This is a genomic window from Exiguobacterium sp. SH0S7, assembly GCF_004337195.1.
In the GTDB taxonomy this organism is placed as follows: Bacteria; Bacillota; Bacilli; order Exiguobacteriales; family Exiguobacteriaceae; genus Exiguobacterium; species Exiguobacterium aurantiacum_A.
Genome location: NZ_SJVA01000002.1, coordinates 443,010 through 460,224, shown reverse-complemented (window position 1 = coordinate 460,224; position 17,215 = coordinate 443,010). Strand labels below are relative to the sequence as shown.

General features: G+C 38.6%; 17 protein-coding genes. 11 read left to right on the top strand and 6 right to left on the bottom strand.

What is annotated here, in order from left to right; genetic code table 11:
* The first annotated feature begins 91 nt into the window (after window positions 1-91).
* Both EVJ22_RS06005 and EVJ22_RS06000 read left to right on the top strand, forming a co-directional pair.
* Window positions 92-556 (top strand): hypothetical protein, encoded by a 465-nt coding sequence (locus EVJ22_RS06005; protein WP_131443497.1) that lies wholly within the window; start codon window positions 92-94, stop codon window positions 554-556.
* 31 nt (window positions 557-587) lie between these two features.
* Window positions 588-1,055: a hypothetical protein gene (locus EVJ22_RS06000; protein ID WP_131443496.1), complete on the top strand. Its 468-nt coding sequence runs from the start codon at window positions 588-590 to the stop codon at window positions 1,053-1,055.
* Window positions 1,056-1,106: 51 nt separating this feature from the next.
* Here EVJ22_RS06000 and EVJ22_RS05995 read toward each other — a convergent pair whose 3' ends face one another.
* Together EVJ22_RS05995 and EVJ22_RS05990 are read right to left on the bottom strand one after the other, a co-directional pair.
* Window positions 1,107-2,123: an ABC transporter permease gene (locus EVJ22_RS05995; protein ID WP_131443495.1), complete on the bottom strand. Its 1,017-nt coding sequence runs from the start codon at window positions 2,121-2,123 to the stop codon at window positions 1,107-1,109.
* Between the two features lie 33 nt (window positions 2,124-2,156).
* Window positions 2,157-2,471 carry a hypothetical protein gene (locus EVJ22_RS05990; protein WP_158625501.1) on the bottom strand — a complete coding sequence of 105 codons (315 nt, stop codon included), beginning with the start codon at window positions 2,469-2,471 and terminating at the stop codon, window positions 2,157-2,159.
* A 285-nt stretch (window positions 2,472-2,756) separates the two neighbouring features.
* Between EVJ22_RS05990 and EVJ22_RS05985 the strand changes: the two genes are divergently transcribed.
* The 8 genes from EVJ22_RS05985 to EVJ22_RS05955 all read left to right on the top strand — a co-directional run bounded on the left by EVJ22_RS05985 (window position 2,757) and on the right by EVJ22_RS05955 (window position 10,662).
* Window positions 2,757-2,960 (top strand): hypothetical protein, encoded by a 204-nt coding sequence (locus EVJ22_RS05985; protein WP_131443493.1) that lies wholly within the window; start codon window positions 2,757-2,759, stop codon window positions 2,958-2,960.
* Between the two features lie 176 nt (window positions 2,961-3,136).
* Window positions 3,137-5,029 (top strand): DEAD/DEAH box helicase family protein, encoded by a 1,893-nt coding sequence (locus tag EVJ22_RS05980; RefSeq protein WP_131443492.1) that lies wholly within the window; start codon window positions 3,137-3,139, stop codon window positions 5,027-5,029.
* Between the two features lie 2 nt (window positions 5,030-5,031).
* Window positions 5,032-5,202 (top strand): hypothetical protein, encoded by a 171-nt coding sequence (locus EVJ22_RS15475; protein WP_158625500.1) that lies wholly within the window; start codon window positions 5,032-5,034, stop codon window positions 5,200-5,202.
* 4 nt (window positions 5,203-5,206) lie between these two features.
* On the top strand, window positions 5,207-7,147 hold the full coding sequence (locus EVJ22_RS05975) for a hypothetical protein (protein ID WP_131443491.1): 1,941 nt from the start codon (window positions 5,207-5,209) through the stop codon (window positions 7,145-7,147).
* Between the two features lie 12 nt (window positions 7,148-7,159).
* Window positions 7,160-7,612, top strand: coding sequence for a hypothetical protein (locus EVJ22_RS05970; protein WP_131443490.1), 453 nt, complete (start codon window positions 7,160-7,162; stop codon window positions 7,610-7,612).
* Between the two features lie 602 nt (window positions 7,613-8,214).
* Window positions 8,215-9,714, top strand: coding sequence for an ISL3 family transposase (locus EVJ22_RS05965; protein ID WP_131443489.1), 1,500 nt, complete (start codon window positions 8,215-8,217; stop codon window positions 9,712-9,714).
* A 411-nt stretch (window positions 9,715-10,125) separates the two neighbouring features.
* Window positions 10,126-10,329, top strand: a complete 204-nt coding sequence (locus tag EVJ22_RS05960) for a hypothetical protein (protein WP_131443488.1) — start codon at window positions 10,126-10,128, stop codon at window positions 10,327-10,329.
* A 9-nt stretch (window positions 10,330-10,338) separates the two neighbouring features.
* The gene (locus EVJ22_RS05955; protein WP_131443487.1) at window positions 10,339-10,662 is read left to right on the top strand and encodes a nucleoside triphosphate pyrophosphohydrolase; all 324 of its coding nucleotides are present in this window, start codon (window positions 10,339-10,341) and stop codon (window positions 10,660-10,662) included.
* Between the two features lie 46 nt (window positions 10,663-10,708).
* Here the strand turns inward: EVJ22_RS05955 and EVJ22_RS05950 are convergent, their stop codons facing one another.
* From EVJ22_RS05950 to EVJ22_RS05935, 4 genes are read right to left on the bottom strand one after another with little or no spacing between them, the layout of a single operon-like run.
* On the bottom strand, window positions 10,709-11,173 hold the full coding sequence (locus tag EVJ22_RS05950) for a hypothetical protein (RefSeq protein ID WP_131443486.1): 465 nt from the start codon (window positions 11,171-11,173) through the stop codon (window positions 10,709-10,711).
* Window positions 11,173-13,191 (bottom strand): AAA family ATPase, encoded by a 2,019-nt coding sequence (locus EVJ22_RS05945; RefSeq protein ID WP_131443485.1) that lies wholly within the window; start codon window positions 13,189-13,191, stop codon window positions 11,173-11,175. Before EVJ22_RS05945 ends, EVJ22_RS05950 begins: the two co-directional genes overlap by 1 nt.
* Window position 13,192: 1 nt before the next feature.
* Window positions 13,193-13,381: a hypothetical protein gene (locus EVJ22_RS05940; protein ID WP_131443484.1), complete on the bottom strand. Its 189-nt coding sequence runs from the start codon at window positions 13,379-13,381 to the stop codon at window positions 13,193-13,195.
* Between the two features lie 20 nt (window positions 13,382-13,401).
* Window positions 13,402-14,790 (bottom strand): DNA phosphorothioation system restriction enzyme, encoded by a 1,389-nt coding sequence (locus EVJ22_RS05935; protein ID WP_131443483.1) that lies wholly within the window; start codon window positions 14,788-14,790, stop codon window positions 13,402-13,404.
* Window positions 14,791-14,911: 121 nt separating this feature from the next.
* On the opposite strand from EVJ22_RS05935, the gene dptF reads away from it, so the two are divergent.
* Window positions 14,912-17,212, top strand: a complete 2,301-nt coding sequence (gene dptF / locus EVJ22_RS05930) for a DNA phosphorothioation-dependent restriction protein DptF (protein WP_158625499.1) — start codon at window positions 14,912-14,914, stop codon at window positions 17,210-17,212.
* The last annotated feature ends 3 nt before the right edge of the window (window positions 17,213-17,215 follow it).

Genomic DNA, 17,215 nt, shown 5'->3' with positions numbered 1-17,215 from the left:
TGTTTTTAGTGGCAGCGGTGCTGTGGTTTATCTTCTATTGAGTGAAAGCGACGTTTTCGGACGTCGCTTTTTTTGAAAGGGGGAGACAAGCGTGGCGATTGATTTAGATTTCTTGATGACGACGGAAGACTACGTGCTCGATACGGAATCGTTTCAGATGAAGGGTGTCACTTATTATCCGCTCGAGTGGACGTGTTTCGGGGCGAATGACGCGACGATGCTGTTGACGTGGGACGAGGGGCGTGACCGAATTTTGATACGTTTCGAACAGTATGCGGTGTTTCTCGGGACGCTAGAAGAGCACGGCATGCCCGAGGACGGCCTTGCTAACGCGTATCCGGTTGTGAAACTGAAGACATCTCGTTTCAGTTCGTTCGCCGCAGAATGGATGAAGACGGACCACGTCAACACCGACCGAGGCGAACTGTCGCATTACGTCATTCGCACGATGGAGCAGGAGTTTCATGTGTTGGCGTATGAGGACCCGACCGTCTTGGATTTGGGGAAAGTCGGAGATACAGGGGTTGTGGTCGAAATTATAGAGGGGCTTTCTTAAGAAAACGAACAAGTGCGAAGGAGAATCGATGATGAAAAAGTTACTCTTATCCGTCTCTCTGTTCGCAGGAACAACGATGGCTTTAACAGGTTGCGGAGGAAACGGCACGGTTGAAACGATTGACGACAGACCGGTCATTCATTTCGACGCCACTTCAATCATTTCGTCAGCCCGCGACCATCAAATCAAGATGCTCACGCTATCGAGTGTCCCGACAGATGTAGTCGCCGTATCCGGAGCGGTTAAAGAATTGCAGGGGTTGAAAGCAGACAACGACATGTATTTGGCCGAACTTGAGGGCCTGCAGCATGAAGATTCTGCTGCCGATGAGTTGAAAGACCTTGTCGTCGAATATCTCGAAGCGGAGAACTCGTATATCGATCAAACAATCGAGAAGTTATACGGTGGAGGCACGAACCGTCCAAATCGATTCTCGATGGAGACCCTTTACTCGAGAGCAAATGCAAAAATATCAGATTTTCGATATGAGCCAAAATGATAAAAGCCAAAGGAGCGCCATCCCAGGAAGGGACGACGCTCCTTTTTTCGGTTAAGGTACTTCGATTTTGACGGTGTACACTTTCGGCATGGCACCGCTTGAGGCGTATAAAACAAGTGTTTTCTCCTGTTCAGGAACGAGGAAGACCAAATCAATCTCGGACTTCTCTCCTGTGAAATAACGAAAACCGTTCTTGAACGCTTTTTTATTGTGGTTGACCATATCGACTGGACTATATTTTGTCCCGTCTGGTGTATACATGCGGAATCCGTTTGGACGATAGTCCATATAGCCATCATACTCATCGGCTTCATGGAATAAAGAAATCGGTAGACTGACGAATCGTTTTCCGGCTTCGGGTTCGGTCCCGTCCGGTGAAGCGAAGACCGGTTCACCAACTTGGAATTCACGTTTCTTCAGTTCCGGATCGCCGATGAACGTTTGGAACGTACCGAGGTTCATAATTTTTTGAAGATCGTCTTCTTTTGGAGCAGTTGTTTCTTTCGGTTTCGTGTCTTTCAAGTCAGCTTGTTTCGTACCGGTCGTCTGCGCGGTCGGTGCCGGCGTCGTGCTCGCTTCTTCCGTCACTGGCTTCACTTCGGGTGACGTGAAGCCAAACAAGCTGATAATCCCGACGACGAGTGCGGTCGCAGTCGTGCCGAGGGCGAGACGGAACCGTTTTTCGACTTTCTTCTGGTTGACGACGTGTCCGCCGATGGCTTCGGCCGGTGTGATGCGGACGGCCCGCTCAGCCGGGAGCAACGCCCCGAGGACACCGGTCACGACCGGGATAAGGATGGTCGCGAACAAGAACGGCAACTCGGACGTCGGGAACTGTTGATACATGATCGTGACGATAATGATGGTGACCTTCACACCGAGCAGTCCGGCGAAGAAACCGGTCAGCGCGCCTTCCGTTAAGACGAGACGACGAATCGACGTGTTCTGCCAACCAAGCGCTTTCAAGACGGCGAGCTGCGGCTTGCGCTCCGAGACATTTTGCCACATGATTTCGGTCGTCGTGAGCATCGCGATGAGCAAAGCGACACCCATGGCGACGTAATGCATCGTCCCGACTTCAAGGGCGACGAACTCGCCGATCTATGTCGTGTACAAGACGCCTCGAAGGCGGAACGTGACGAACAGTAAGAAGCCGAACAGGCTCGTCGGTAAGGCGATGGCGAGAATCGACAACGTCGTCCGCGGCCAATACGTCACGAGCTGGTTCAAGCTCATACCGACGCTCAAGCGACGTCCTTTCGAGACTTCGCCAGACTGCATCGTCTCATACGGTTTGATGTTCCGGACGAGTCGAATCGGGATGAGCGTGCCAATCAAGCTGAGCAACTTTGATTTGTCCGAATCGGATGGACCGATGATCGAGATGAAGTCGGCATGTACAAAGTGGAGGTTCATATCGTCAAGCGCGAGGGTGGCTATGTCGCCGTTATCAAATCGTTTTGTAGGCTGGTTGCATTTAAAATCATAGGCCATAATAAAATTCCTTTCTGTAATGGAATGAATGAAATAATAAATATGTAATTACACGTAATTTTCTTACTGTTTAAATTAGTTTACAAGAAAATATTTCCTTATATAAACGTGTCAAATATTCGTCTTGGTTTACGGAGGAGAATTGGTTTGAATGGGGAAAAGGTTAGGAGACGAATGCAGGCAAGTAAGGAGAGGGGAGTAGAGACGATGAAACAGTTCGAAATTGAATTTCATATGATCAATGATGAGGTGTTGACGCAAGTTGTCGAGGCAGAAAGTCGCTATGCAGCGCTTGAAGCGATTTATCAGTCGTTCCGACATGCGTCGGATGGCTTCGTTCAATTCGAGGACGAATGGATTATTTTCCTCGACCATGTCGTGTATGTGAAGGCGTTTGAGATTGTGGAGTAAGATGGGGAGTTGTAAAGCGTAACGGGCTGGTCTGTGATGAATTAACTGAACTAATTCGAGAGAAAGTCTATGCTTTTTGAACTGATTTTTTCTTATGAACTTAGTATTTTAATTGCTTAATTTATATAGTTAGATTTTTATTGCATTTAATGTTATGAGAGAAGGTGTTAATCACGATGGATAACTATCCTAAAATTCCTCTTGTTTTAAATTCGTCAGATAACAATTTTACATTAGAATTATATGATCCATGCTTTAAGTGGGCGAATAAATATGATAGAGGTGTCGGTTATTTCACTTCAGGATGGATAGCAAAGAACGCATACGGATTAAGTCATTTTGCATCAAATGGAGGTTCTGCTAGATGGATTACAAGTCCAATACTTGAAGAAAAGGATTTACTGTCACTCTCAAGAGGTTTAATCGAACCAAAAGATATTGATTTAGAATCAATTTTAAAAAAAGATGTTAAACAGCTTCAAAAATATTTAGAAGAAGAAACACTTAATTCTATTGCTTGGCTTATATATGATGAAATATTAGAGTTTAAATTTGCAATTCCAACAAAAAAATTAAATGGTGGAGATTTTCATGATAAATTTGGAATATTTTACGGAGAACATGAAACATTATCGTTTAATGGATCCGTTAATGACAGTATTAAAGGAGAAAGTAATTACGAAAGTATAAAAGTATTTCCTACATGGAGAGGATTAAATGAATTTGTTGAAAATGATATAAAAAGATTTGAAAAAATATGGAATAACAAGGATGAAAATCTAATCGTCTATGATTTGCCTAACGCAATAAAAAATGACGTTTTCAAATTACGCACTTCAAAGAGACCTTATAAACTTCCCAAAGAAAGAAGTGTGAAAAATCAATGGAGGCATCAAGATGATGCTATAAGAGAATTTTTAAATGTCGGTAATGGAGTCCTTGAGATGGCTACGGGAACTGGAAAAACTAGAACCGCATTAAGTATCGCGAATATTCTTAAAAATAATAAATCCATAAAAAGTGCAATCATAACTGTGGAAGGGACAGATTTATTAGACCAATGGGCTAAAGAAATAGGGTTACGGACTAAGTTTAAAATTTTCAAGCAATTCGGAAAACACAAAGAGGTTGCAGAATTTTTATTAAACCCAGATGAAAGTTTTTTAATTATTTCTAGAGATTACTTAGTAAACAATATTGATTTTATAATTAATAAAGTTGCCAAAGAATCGATAATTATCTGTGACGAAGTGCATGGTTTTGGTTCAAAAAATTTAGTTGAAAATTTAAGCGGGAAAATTCATGTATTTAAGTATAGATTAGGACTTAGTGCGACTCCTGAAAGAGCATTTGATGAAATAGGAAATAAGTTTATTAAAGAAGAGATTGGAGTTAAGTTATTTGAATTTAGTCTTGTAGATGCAATAAAACGAGGAATACTATGCGAGTTTGATTATTCTTTCTTAGAATTCGAATTGACAGACGATGACAAAAAGATGATTCGTAAGACAATCGCAGCATTTAAAGCAAAGCAAAAAGCTGGAGAATTCGTATCAGTGGAAAGCCTATATAGAGATTTAGCAATGGTAAAAAAAATTTCTAAGGCTAAATTGCCTATATTTCATTCGTTTTTAAAATCTAACAGTCACATTTTAAAGAGGTCAATTATTTTTGTCGAGACAAAAACTTTTGGTAAAGCTGTACAAGACATCATTATTAGGTTCGAATCTAACTACCATACGTATTACGGAGAAGATGATAGGGATAACTTACTTCGTTTCAGTAATGGAGAATTGAATTGTTTGATTACAAGTAAAAGAATTTCAGAAGGCATTGACATTAGTTCAGTAAATAATATTATTTTATTTTCTGCTGATAAAGCTAAGGTTCAAACTATTCAAAGAATTGGTCGAAGCCTAAGACTTGATTTAAATAATCCAAATAAACGTGCATTTGTATTAGATTTTGTGCAGTTTGATGATGATGAAAATATAGATAAAGAAAACACTGATCAAGAACGAAGTAAATGGCTAAGTGAAATTGCTAAAACGAGAATAGGAGAGACATAAATATGGACAAAAATAAAGAATTAAATGAGGCTATTGAAGAGATATTTGAAAAAATTGAGGAGAGCGAAGAATTTAAAAGAAGGGCAAAACATCTTATTAACAATGCAATGCTAGATTCATATTATGACGATGATGTATTAAGTGTAATCAATCTTATGCAGAAGGAGGACTAAAAAAATGAATTTGAAAATAATTGACTGGAAATATATGAATATTAGAGGGGTGAATAATCTTAAAATTTCAGTTGAAGATAAATCAAATGTGCCTTATAAAATAAATCTTATAATGATGCCTAACGGCTATGGAAAAACAACTACACAGATTTTGCTTAGAGCTATTTTTGATGAGTCAGCTGTTAGCTGGAATCGAGAACAGGTTTTAAGTTTTAGACCACCAGAATCAAGAGAAATGGAAGGAGAATTTAAAGTTACCTTGTTAATTGATGGCTCAACATATTTAGTAGCTTTGAAGTTAAACTATTTAGAGGGTAAAGCATACTATCAAACAACTAGATCTGGCGAAATAGGTGGTCTTGAAAGTGGTCTGAAGTTGCCATCAGTTTTAAAAAGTACATTTACAACCGAATTTGTAAAACGTTTTGTGTTTGATGGTGAATTAGCTAAAGAAATTATCGGTAGTCAAAGTTTAGAGGCTGAAAGAACGATACGTTATCTATATCAACTTAATCGGATTAGTGACATAAAACATAGAATTGACTCAATAGTTACCGAGAAACAAAAAAACATGGAGAAAACTAATGCTAAAACTGAAAAAGGACTGACACGTCTGAAAAAAGAAGAAGAAAGGTTCAACACTATATTAGTGCAATTAAATAAAGATAAAGTAAGTCTTGAAATTGAAAAAGAGGAGAAAGAAACTAGACTCGAACATGTTTTAAAAGAAATATCAGAGCATATTAAATCGGACGATACGCTGAGAGAGCAAGTTGAAAGTTTAGAAAAAGAACGCAAAAATATTGATATCGAAATAAGTAAACAAACATACGACATTTTAAACGATATTAGAGATCCATTTTTGATATCTAAACAAGTAGCAAGTAATTTAAATTCACTTTCTTCCAAAATGCAAAAATTAAAATTACCTCGAACAATGTCAAAACAATTTTTTGAAGATTTATCTAATAGTGAAAGTTGCGTGTGTGGAAGATCAATTAGCGAAATCGAAAGACAACACATAATTGAAAAGTCGGGAGATTTTTTAGGGGATGATCAAATTGGTGTAATAAATGCAATAAAAAGCTCAATAAATGGAAGAGAATTTAGCGAGAATGTTCAAGAAGAAATTGAAAAATTGAACTCGTTAATAATCAGAAGAAACGAATTAAAAAATGATTGGGATAGAATTCAAACTGAGCGAACCGAAGCTGGAGATGTAGAATTACAGAATTTAGAGATTGAAAAAAAGATGTTAGAGCAAAGTATTGACGAATTATTTGAAAAATTACGAGTCCTAACTACTAAGGATAAATTTGAAAAGCAAATTATTAATGAAATTGAAAATATATCGTTATGTTACGAAAAGCTCACCATTATTAGAGAAAAAATTGCTGAAGCATCAGATACTGTTTTGTTGGTTAAAAATTCAGAAAAATTAAAGTTGTTTCTAACAAGTATTGAACAACTTACCATAGAAAAGCTAAAAGGTAGGATTAAGAATGAAACAAACGAAAAGCTTTCACAAATTATTAAAAATGAGAGAATCGAAGTGGAAGAGATAAAAGGGTATTTAAAATTAGCAAGAAAATCTGGAGCTAGTGAAGGTCAGTCTTTAGCAATTGCATATTCATTTTTAGGATCTATGTTTGAAACTTCTTCTCATGACTTGCCGTTTATAGTCGATTCTCCAGCAGGTTCGTTAGATTTGTCCGTTAGAAGACAAGTCTCTCGAATAATACCAAATTTATTTAATCAGCTTATTATATTTATAACTTCTGGTGAACGAGAAGGATTTGCAGATTATTTTTATAGCATTGAAGAAGATGTTCAATTTCTAACAATTCTAAAGGAAAACGAAGAAACTTATTGTATTCAAGGAAAAGAAGAATTTTCTACATTTCAAGAAGAAGACGAAAATGAAAAAATTACTATTAGTGAATAGGAGATTAGACAAATGGGTTTTAAATTGCCTAGAGAAGCAAGAGAATATTATAAATTGATTGATCAAAAAGAAAAAAGATTTAAAATGATGTTTGATAAATATTATATGTGTTTAATAATGGGTTTGGATAATAAAAAGCTTGGAAGACAAGAAGAGTATGAGAATGCTGATTTTATTGAAGGGTATCCCCAACCTTACCAAGATAAATCTCATTTAATCATAGGACTATTGATTAACGCGGAGATGGAAAGACAAGGAATAGATGCTGAAGATCGTGCAAGTGTTGAAAGTTTAATTTTACAATTAATTGAAACTGATTCAAGTACAAAACTCAGTGAGAAAGGAATGGAGTTATTAAACAGATATGCAGCTGGTGGAATGAATATCATAAGGGATTCAATTCCAAAAACTGGAGACTTAGAGGTGTTCTTAGTATCATATCATCGACTGCTCAATTCAAACTGATATACTCTCTAAATCACAAATTTAGTATACTATCTATTTTTTAATACTTTGAAATTGATTTATAGTTTTAAAATGATTAAGTTTACTGTTTTTTGCCGCCAAATAACGTTTTTATACCGGGCGGCGCCATGCACTTACAGTCTTATGAATTAAAGTCCAGTGGATAAAGAAATGCGGAGTTATGAGCAACTAGTTGTTGATGAATGAGCCACGGAATGCAGAGAGAAAGTCTTTTTCTTCGGTGACCCATATGACTCTGGCTAGCCTTTGGTTTGCAGAAAATCTGGAACATGACCTTATGCTTGTTCGCACAAGTATCGTAACGTCGAATGAAATTCTTATAAGAGCATAAAATGCGTTTGTTAAGAAGGCAGTCAAGTTCGGACTCGCAATGCAGGAGTGAAAAAGTGATGTTCGACTCACTCGTTCAAAGCCGACTGGCTCTTAACCTGATTATCAAATCTACTTCTCAATGAAGAAGTTTACCTCAACACATTTGTCAATGATCACATGTCAACAGCGGTTTAAAATTGGTTCTTCCTCACTTTTGATGAGGCCCGTCTTCGGGAATTAGTTCACTAAAAGGATTGAAGGGATCAATCATGTTAGATGAGTTTCTTCCGGAACTAGAAGTGGTCGATGCGAACCATTTCGAAGAAACATATCAGATCATTTGTCATGGAAAAAAGTCATGTGCACCCTGTCCTCATTGCAATACTGTCTCACATCGTATCCACAGCCGATACATCAGGACGTTGAAGGATGAGCGCGTGTTCGGGATGGATGTACAACTACGGATTCAGGCAAGACGTTTTTTCTGCGACGATCCTGCCTGTCTCACGAGTATCTTTACAGAAAGGTTTCCTTCCCTTTGTCGACCACATTCCCGCAGAACAATTCGTTTGGATCGCAGTCTGTTGAGGCTATTGAGTGGGATGAGTGCAATCGGGCTGGAACGTATTTTGAACAACATCAGCGACAGTACGCTACTCCGAATGTTGAAACAATCGGAACATCATGTGAAGAAACCTGCTCCTCGCGTTATCGGCATCGATGACTGGGCATGGAGAAAACGAAAAAAGTATGGGACGATCATCTGCGATCTTGAGACCAGACGACCAATCGCGCTGCTTCCCTCTCGGGATGTTAACACTGTCTCTGCCTGGATTCGTTCACACCCAACCATACAGGTCGTGGCAAGGGACGGGTCCGTCGAGTTCCGGGAGGCCATCCGCTTGGCCGATGAGACGATCCAACAGGTGAGTGACCGATGGCACTTGTTTCATAATTTAGGAAAGAAAATTGAAGAAATCTTGAAACGACGCCTTCCATCAAGCGAAAAGATTCTTTTCGAACCGGATGGTCTAAGCGTCGAACGTGAGTTGACAAATGCCGAGAGAAGGAAATGGACACTTATTCTGGCCGTACAGCAGGATGCAAAACAAGGGGTCCCGATTTCCGAGTTGGTCAGACGGCATCAAATCGATCCGAAGACGTGTCGGAGATATCTGAAGCTGACAGAGCCACCAAGAATCAGTCGGTCATATCGACGACACAGTGCAGACGTCCACAAACAAGACATCGTCAGATGGATCCGCCAAGGAAGGACGACAGAATGGATGTATCGGGCATTGAAACGAAAAGGATACGTCCGTGGAATCAGTACATTTCGACCCTATGTCGCAAAGTTGAAAAAAGCAGTCCCACACGAAATAATCATCAATCGACGAATCATCCAGAAAGTCCTTTGGGAAGATGAGCCTTCCAACAAACCACTTCTCCTAAAGATACTGGGTATCTATCCTTTCTTGAAGCAATTGAACAAGCTCGTCCGTTCGTTCAAAGAACTTTTCGGGGAGACGACGTCTGAACAGGATATCTTGAATTGGTGTGAACAGGCAGAACGGATGAATGAAACACCACTATCCTCTTTCGCCACCTATATACGATGCGACGTCGATGCGATCCGGCTCGGGATGACGCTGCCCTGGTCAAATGGCATGGTCGAGGGACAGGTCAATCGACTGAAAACAATCAAACGTCAAATGTATGGTCGGGCGGGATTGGAACTGTTGCGCATCAAAATATTGAGTGTAACTTGAATCCTGATGTTCTACAGATATATGAATCGATATCTACATAGCCACAGAGATGGAGCGTTTCATCAAAAGTGAGGAAGAACCATTTTAACAGCGTTGATTACAATCACATTGTTGTACGAAACTACCAAGCGCTTTTGTATTTCTCGCTCGATTACTAACGTCACTTTTTTAATGTGAGTTATTGGTGCTAGATTCGAGAACTCATTAATTAAAGTCCTTCTTTTTAGGTTTAAAAATGTCGCAATGGCAAATCATTTAAATAGCTCTCAGGCAACAATGCCTCAACAGTGGATATTTATATCGGTTTTGGAAAGAATGGTCGGTGTCTTGGCTTCGCATGGTAAATTATTAACCGTTATTTTTTAAATAAGATTGAAAGGGTACATGTAACTGCCTTAATTAGTGAACACGATGAAATCGTACGAGGTTGAATCTCATTTGATCAATGATGAGGTGTTGACGCAAGTGGTAGAAGCGGAGAGTCGCTATGCGGCGCTCGAAGCGATTTATCAGTCGTTCCGGCATGCTTCGGACGGCTTCGTCCAGTTCGAGGATGAGTGGATTATCTTCCTCGATCATGTCGTGTATGTGAAGGCATTTGAGATTGTAGAGTAGGAGGCAGCTATGGTGAAGCACAATAAGTTGGTCCGAGATCGTGTACCCGAACTAATTCGGGCGGACGGAAAACAAGTCATAGTCAAACAGTTGAATCAAGCCGAGCACTTTGAACAGGCACGCTTGAAGCTATATGAAGAACTGAAAGAGTATGAAGACGCGAACATCGATGAGGAATGTCTTGAAGAGCTAGCCGATATCCTTGAACTCGCGTATGAACTTGGGAAGATGCATGGAGCTTCGTTTGAAGAGATGAATGCGATTCGTGCCGAGAAGCGGGAGCGGAAAGGCGGATTTGAGAAAGGATTGTATTTGGAGGAAGTTCTGGAGTGAAAAGCTACAGCCTGCAAACTGTTAATGAGTTTGCAGGCTGTCTAAATTAATTAAAAGGAAGCTCGTTAATTAAGTCTTCCGTATTAAATTCTTTTTGTTCATACTTTAACATTAAATCTAAGTAAGCATTTTGAGCTGATTCCGAATCGGTTAGAAAAACTTCTAACTCATGATATAAAGCGTCTAATCCGCCAGCAGCATATTCTTCAATAATATCGAAGTTTTCAAGAGGCGCTTCCGCATCATCTTCTGAATCGTGATCTACTGAGAAGTTTTCAAATGCATTTTCTAAATGCATAATTAGTTTAATTAGTTGCAAATCTTGCTCTGAGAAAACCGATAAAGGTATTTCTGAACCGGCTTTGATTTTCTTTCTTCGCTCGTTGCTATAACCAAATAGTAATGCTGCCATGAATGTATCTTTGTAAGTATCAAATAATTGAGCATCTTCTTTTAACGTCATATACATATGATCTTGTGTGCCGTCACGGCGTAAAGAACGTTTTGCCATTACATTACCTCCGCAATTTCCGTATATTCACCCGATTCATCATTCGTATGGTTGAGTAATTTATATGATTTTCCAATACGATGATTGATTGCTTCATCCACTTCACCACGCCACTGCGATGTGGACACGATTACGACGACTTGATCCGACAATTTAGGTAAATTTGTGGCCACTCTGGAGCGGTGGTCGGCATCAAGTGCTCCAAACGGAGAGTCCATGACAAGCGGGAAGATATTTCCGAGCTTTAGCTCTTCATCTAAAGCATGACCTTTTTCCTTATCTTTGTACTCACGTGTCAAATCGACAATGGCTCCGATAAAGGCTAAACTAGTAATTTGTGATTCACCTTGTGATAAACCAATACTTCCGCCGTTAACATCAGAAACAAGAAGCTCATAATTGTCTGTTAATGAAATTGGATATTCTTTTCTTAATAGCTGGGAATAGGTTAATTTAATTTTCTCTTCTAACTCCGATTTCACTTGAGATTCTCTTAATTTTAAAAGGCCAACCAAAGTATTTTTTACTTTTGTCGCAGAGTCTAGCGCAAGTTGGAGTTTAAGTTGTCGCTCTTCTGCTTTGGTCAATTTACTCACTTCTTTATTCAGTTGTTCCTCTTCTCTTGAAATTTCTTCAATTGAGCGTAGTAAATCTTCTATGTTAGCCTCTGCTTTCACAATGGCAGTACGAACTAAAGATTCTCTCTCAATCAAATTAGTAGAGTTTTCGATATTACGTGAACTTGACTTCATTCGCTCTTCGATTTCACGTAACTCATCTTCCAGACTTCTCAGTGTCTCTCGTAATTCCTCACGCTCTCCAACGAGACGTCTAATTTCCACATAGAAATGTGTTCTCGCAACTTCCCAACCGCTTAATTGGAAATAGAGGTGGTCCATTTCATTTTTTGAACTTGATAAGTCTAATACTTCATGTTGAACTTTTTCCAATGTTGAGATTGCAGCTGTTTCAAGTTCGTGTCCGCAAAGACATTTACCGTTTGAGAGAAGAGATGGAATCAACTCGGGATGAATCAATTTTTCAATCGTGTCTCGACTGTCAGAATGAGCAATTCGTTGAAATCTTTTCAGTGGCAAAGTCGAAAAAGCTAAATGACCTGATCGAGACAATAAACTTCTCAACTCTTTTAATTTGTCATCAAAAGCATTTTTCGTTTCAATGATGGATTCGACAAGATGATCTCGAGTGACTTGAAACGTTCTTGTCTCTTCACCGTTACGAAGTGCATTTTCGATACTTTTTAACTCATTTTGAGCGGCAGTCAGTTCTTGTTTTGTTTCAGCGAGTCGATGTTTCTTTTTACCTTTGTCATCTTCAATCTGGTTAATACGTACATATTTCTCACTCAGTTCACTTTTAACGTTTTTAGAAACTTCGTCACGCAATTTAATAATGGTTTTGCTTAGATGCTCGATTGAGTTATCGAATAATTCTAACCCCATCATCCGTTTAATTGAATCTCGAATTTCCATGTAAGCTTCTTTTTTCCCTAAGTGATCCATGCGTTCACCGTCGAAGAAAAAGAATGTATGCAGTTTGTATGGCAAGATTCGATTGATTTCATATGAGATATCTTTAATTTTTGTTGATTGATTCGTATCTACGTTTCGTTTTGTCAGTTCGACTTTTTGATTGATTGTTTTATTTTTAGGTAAATTCAGTACATTTTTTTCGTTATCAAATTTTGCATATAATACCCTGCACAGTTCATATTCGTATTCATTATGTTCGAATTTGATTTGAACTGATGTGCTTAAATCGTTACGATTATTTGTACTTTCTTGAATGGCTTTGTTGTTGAAAATGGACTCAGGGTTCGGTAATTTAAGTTCTCGACCATAAAACCCCCAAATTAATGCAGTTAATAGAGCGGTTTTGCCACTACCATTTTCTCCGTGAATGACAGTAACGTTTTTACTAGATCCATGTGCAAATTCAACTTCGTTCTGCCTATAATATTGGCGGAAATTTTCAATGACGATTTGCTTAAGAATCATGTTAGATGTACTCCTTTTTGATTAGTCTAGAGAATTCGTCGGGGAGTTGTGCAGCAGTAAATGAACCCTCTTTATCTAAGTAGTCCTTCTCTAAGCGAATAATATTTTGCAGAATCTGCTGTTCTGTTTCTGATAACTCGCTTAGTAATGCATATACATCTTTTTCGTTGGTTGATTGAGTGGGATTCATAGTATTCACCTCATAATTCATTATAGGTCGACGAGATTAAAAGCCTCTTTTATAGGGTTTAAGACACGAAGTGCTTGATAGTGATTTTCAGAGATTGATGCAAATTCATTAACACGTTTAAGTTCATTCATTAATAGTCGTCTCTCGATGTTAAATTCTTTATCCGTGAGCATGTCGATTTCTGACAAGGGGCGAGGAATCACAATGTAATCATGGATATAAGCATACTCTTTTCCTGGGTGTTTCCTTAAAATCCGTCCTCGGCGTTGAATGAACTCTTTCGGGTTGGTCGTACTAGCTAAAATGTAAGCGGTCTCAGCCGAGGGTACGTCTACGCCTTCATCTAAACAACGAATGGCAACGAGTGCCTGAATGTTATTCTCTGAAAAATCTCTTAACAACGTCTGTCTAATTTCTTTTGTTTCAGTCGAAGTGAAGGTTTTGGCAGTTATTTTCAAATCATCGTTTAAGAATTGAGCAATGTGATCGACATGTCGTTGGTCTTCCTTAGAATGATCACCACAATACACAATGGTATGAGTCAAACTATCTTGAGTGCTAAGTTGCTGCTTCAACAATATATCTTTTTCTTGCGCTGCGTTAATTAAACGTGCCCGCTTAATTAATAGCATCTCCAACATCCCTGTATCATTCCCTGACGATTCGATTGATTTGTCATCAGACAGGTTAATCAATTTTGAGATTTTATTTGTAAGCTCATGATAAATTTCAAGCTCTTCTTCAGTAAGTGACACTAGGTGAGGGTAGTAATAATACTTTGTCAAAAACCCTTTTTTAATGGCCTCTTCCAAAGTAAACTTATAGATTGATCCACCAAAATAATTTAATAGCTGTTCCGTTCCGATTTCATCATGATGCCGTATTGGTGTAGCGCTAAGTGCTAACCGATTTTTAAATTGTATTGGAAGCGACTGTAATGATTGCTTCGTTCCTAAATTGTGCGCCTCGTCAGCGACAAGCATGCCTGCATCTGCAATTCGATTAAGTTGAGCCTGAAAATGAGCATTTTTGAATGTACTGTTGGTAGTGATGACACACATGAAATTTTTGATTTTGAAGTTATATTGCGTGATTTTTCCTGAAAGAGTAGCGCTCCATTGAGACTTTGAACCGTAGCAAAGGATTGGATCCATACCAAAGGCTTTAGCATCTTTAGCCCATTGATCTACTAAATGCTGATAAGGACATAAAATAACGACAGCCAAACGTCCACTTTCTTCAATCCGCTTCGTGATAGCGGTGAGAGCCGTAAGCGTTTTTCCGGTACCGGTAGCCATCTCTAATAGACCGTGATAATTATTGGCTCTCCATTCGGAGATTGCTTCTAATTGATAGTCTCGAGGTGTAAACCATGCAGGTAAAGATGGAAATTGAATGGTTGAATCCATGTTATAGCTCCTTTATCATAGATAGAACTAGGTAAAACCTACCATATACTCTTATTATAGATATAATAAAGAATATAGTTAATAAAAAAGTTATTAAGGTTGATTGAAAGGAATGAATGACATGGAATATTTTTTCTCATTTCTAAAACCCATTAATTCAAAGGCAGAAGAGTTAGGGCAAATCGTTCAAGATAAATACTATACTGACCCTGAGAGCGCCTTATTGAATTCACGGAAAATGATTGAAGCCATCGTAAATGGATGGTTAGAAGTTTGTGGTTTCCAAAATACATATAATTTGAATGACAATATTCGAATTCTTTTAACCGAAGAAATTATTGACCGTCCTATCGCAACCGATCTTCATTATGTACGTAAGAATGGGAATAATGCGGCTCATGAACTATTCACGAAAGAAGCACATGAGATTCTACCAAAAATTTGGTCCAGTCTATACAACATTGTCGATTCATACGTCTTAAGTTACGAAAATCCCCCTGCAGTGCCTAAGTATGCGCCACCTAAGCCTCCTACTCCCAAGAATGATGGGGTCAGTCATGACGATATTCTGAAAATCGTAGAAGAACAACTCAAGGCTAAACTTCAGGCACTAGAGGTCAGCAACAAAGTGGAAGAATCTCCTGCAGTGACAATCGAAGAAGAAACAAATAAATTGTATGACTTTGTTCCTCATATCGAGAGTCGTAACGAGAGTTATCTTTACAACCTTTTATCTAGATTAAACGAGTCATCAAAAGAGGCAGTTGAAAGTGCCGAACTTCCATTGAGTTCTCTAAAGCAGTATCTACACGTTGAACGGCCAATCGAGAAAAAGTTGCTTCAGCTTTTACAGCAACCTGAACAAAAACGATTAACGCTCTTGATTGGAAGTGTAGGCGATGGAAAATCACACATCCTATCTCACCTACAGTCTGCTGAGCCTGAATTGATGAACCGATATAAAAATAAAATTTGGAATGACGCGACGGAAAGTCTTTCTCCACATAAGACAGCAATGGAAACCTTATATGAGAAGCTCATTCCATTTTCAGACCAACGTTTGACGGAAGGCTCAGATGAGTTTGTTCTGGCTATAAATCTAGGTGTATTACATAAGTTTTTATATGATTACGTGCATTCATTGGACGGTGACTATACATTTAACGAGTTAATAGCATACGTCGAGCAATCAGAAATATTTGAGAATGAAATTTCTCAAGCCGTTGAGCACGATTGTTTTTCAATGGTTAGTTTTTCGGATTATCCAATGTATGAACTCACGAAAGGTGGGGTGGAGTCGAACTTCTTGATGCAAATTTTATCGAAGATGTTCGATCAGAACGATGACAATCCATTTTACTTGGCATATGAGGAAGATATGAAGCAAGATATTGACTCCATCGTTCATCGTAACTTTTTACTCATGAATAATTTGAATGCACGGCGCAACCTTGTGAATCTAATCGCCCGTTCTCTTTTAAAGGAAAAAGCGGTTTTATCGATGCGCCAATTTTTCAATTTGATTTATGAAGTGATGGTTCCAGGAAATTGGGCGAACATTAGTAAACAGAAAATTGTCCTTGAGACGTTACTCATACACGGTCTTCATCAAAAAATCTTTACGAGTCAAAACGACTCCCCGATTTCGGTAATGTTAAGAAACGAGGATCCAATTGCTTATCGCTCTGAAGAAATTGATCAGATCATTCTTCAAATTAATCTTGAGGCGGACGTAAGTGGTTTCGTTTCTAGGTTCGATGTGTCAACTAGACAAACGTATCAACTTGATTTATTGGATCGAGAACTTGTGACGGAACATACGCAATCGTTACTGCGGTTGCTTTATCTATCTAACCCTCGAGAGATGAATATTTCTCAAACAACGATTGAGACATTTTCAAAATATTTGTATGCCTACTACACGGGACAAAGATATGAGCTCAAGTCTCTTTATGAGAAGTTTGAAAATGCGCTCATGTTATGGTTCGGTTTTAAAAAAGACCAAAAGAAATATCTGTTCGATACAAGTGCAAAAGTTTCAAAACGTTATCGCATTGCAAAACCGGTCAGCTTCACTTTAGACCCAATCAGCATGGTGGCGAAGAATGAAGAACAAGTCGTTCAGTTCCGCAACTCGTTATTTATTCAGTTTGCTGTAGGTGAAAATAAACAACGAATCAAACTTGAAATCGATTATAAAATGTTCAATTTAATTACGAAAATTGATCAAGGCTACCAACCATCCAAGATTGATTTTGATGATGCGATTCGATTCAGTGAATTTGCAAATGCCATCCGTACGTATAATTCAAACAATGAAGAAGTGTTGATTTATATAATTCAAACGGGAGAAACGTTTGTCTTAAAACAAGAAGCAGATCCATTTAGTAGTGAAGAGAAAATTGTGTTCAGTAAATTGTAAGCT

Excerpts from the sequence above, each read along its gene's own strand:
- EVJ22_RS05955 (WP_131443487.1), top strand. The coding sequence starts at position 10,339 with ATGGTGAAGCACAATAAGTTGGTCCGAGATCGTGTACCCGAACTAATT.
- EVJ22_RS05995 (WP_131443495.1), bottom strand. The coding sequence starts at position 2,123 with ATGCATTACGTCGCCATGGGTGTCGCTTTGCTCATCGCGATGCTCACG.
- EVJ22_RS05935 (WP_131443483.1), bottom strand. The coding sequence starts at position 14,790 with ATGGATTCAACCATTCAATTTCCATCTTTACCTGCATGGTTTACACCT.
- EVJ22_RS05950 (WP_131443486.1), bottom strand. The coding sequence starts at position 11,173 with ATGGCAAAACGTTCTTTACGCCGTGACGGCACACAAGATCATATGTAT.
- EVJ22_RS05970 (WP_131443490.1), top strand. The coding sequence starts at position 7,160 with ATGGGTTTTAAATTGCCTAGAGAAGCAAGAGAATATTATAAATTGATT.
- EVJ22_RS05985 (WP_131443493.1), top strand. The coding sequence starts at position 2,757 with ATGAAACAGTTCGAAATTGAATTTCATATGATCAATGATGAGGTGTTG.
- EVJ22_RS05975 (WP_131443491.1), top strand. The coding sequence starts at position 5,207 with ATGAATTTGAAAATAATTGACTGGAAATATATGAATATTAGAGGGGTG.
- EVJ22_RS05990 (WP_158625501.1), bottom strand. The coding sequence starts at position 2,471 with ATGAACCTCCACTTTGTACATGCCGACTTCATCTCGATCATCGGTCCA.
- EVJ22_RS05945 (WP_131443485.1), bottom strand. The coding sequence starts at position 13,191 with ATGATTCTTAAGCAAATCGTCATTGAAAATTTCCGCCAATATTATAGG.
- EVJ22_RS05965 (WP_131443489.1), top strand. The coding sequence starts at position 8,215 with ATGTTAGATGAGTTTCTTCCGGAACTAGAAGTGGTCGATGCGAACCAT.
- dptF (WP_158625499.1), top strand. The coding sequence starts at position 14,912 with ATGGAATATTTTTTCTCATTTCTAAAACCCATTAATTCAAAGGCAGAA.
- EVJ22_RS15475 (WP_158625500.1), top strand. The coding sequence starts at position 5,032 with ATGGACAAAAATAAAGAATTAAATGAGGCTATTGAAGAGATATTTGAA.
- EVJ22_RS05960 (WP_131443488.1), top strand. The coding sequence starts at position 10,126 with ATGAAATCGTACGAGGTTGAATCTCATTTGATCAATGATGAGGTGTTG.
- EVJ22_RS05940 (WP_131443484.1), bottom strand. The coding sequence starts at position 13,381 with ATGAATCCCACTCAATCAACCAACGAAAAAGATGTATATGCATTACTA.
- EVJ22_RS06000 (WP_131443496.1), top strand. The coding sequence starts at position 588 with ATGAAAAAGTTACTCTTATCCGTCTCTCTGTTCGCAGGAACAACGATG.
- EVJ22_RS05980 (WP_131443492.1), top strand. The coding sequence starts at position 3,137 with ATGGATAACTATCCTAAAATTCCTCTTGTTTTAAATTCGTCAGATAAC.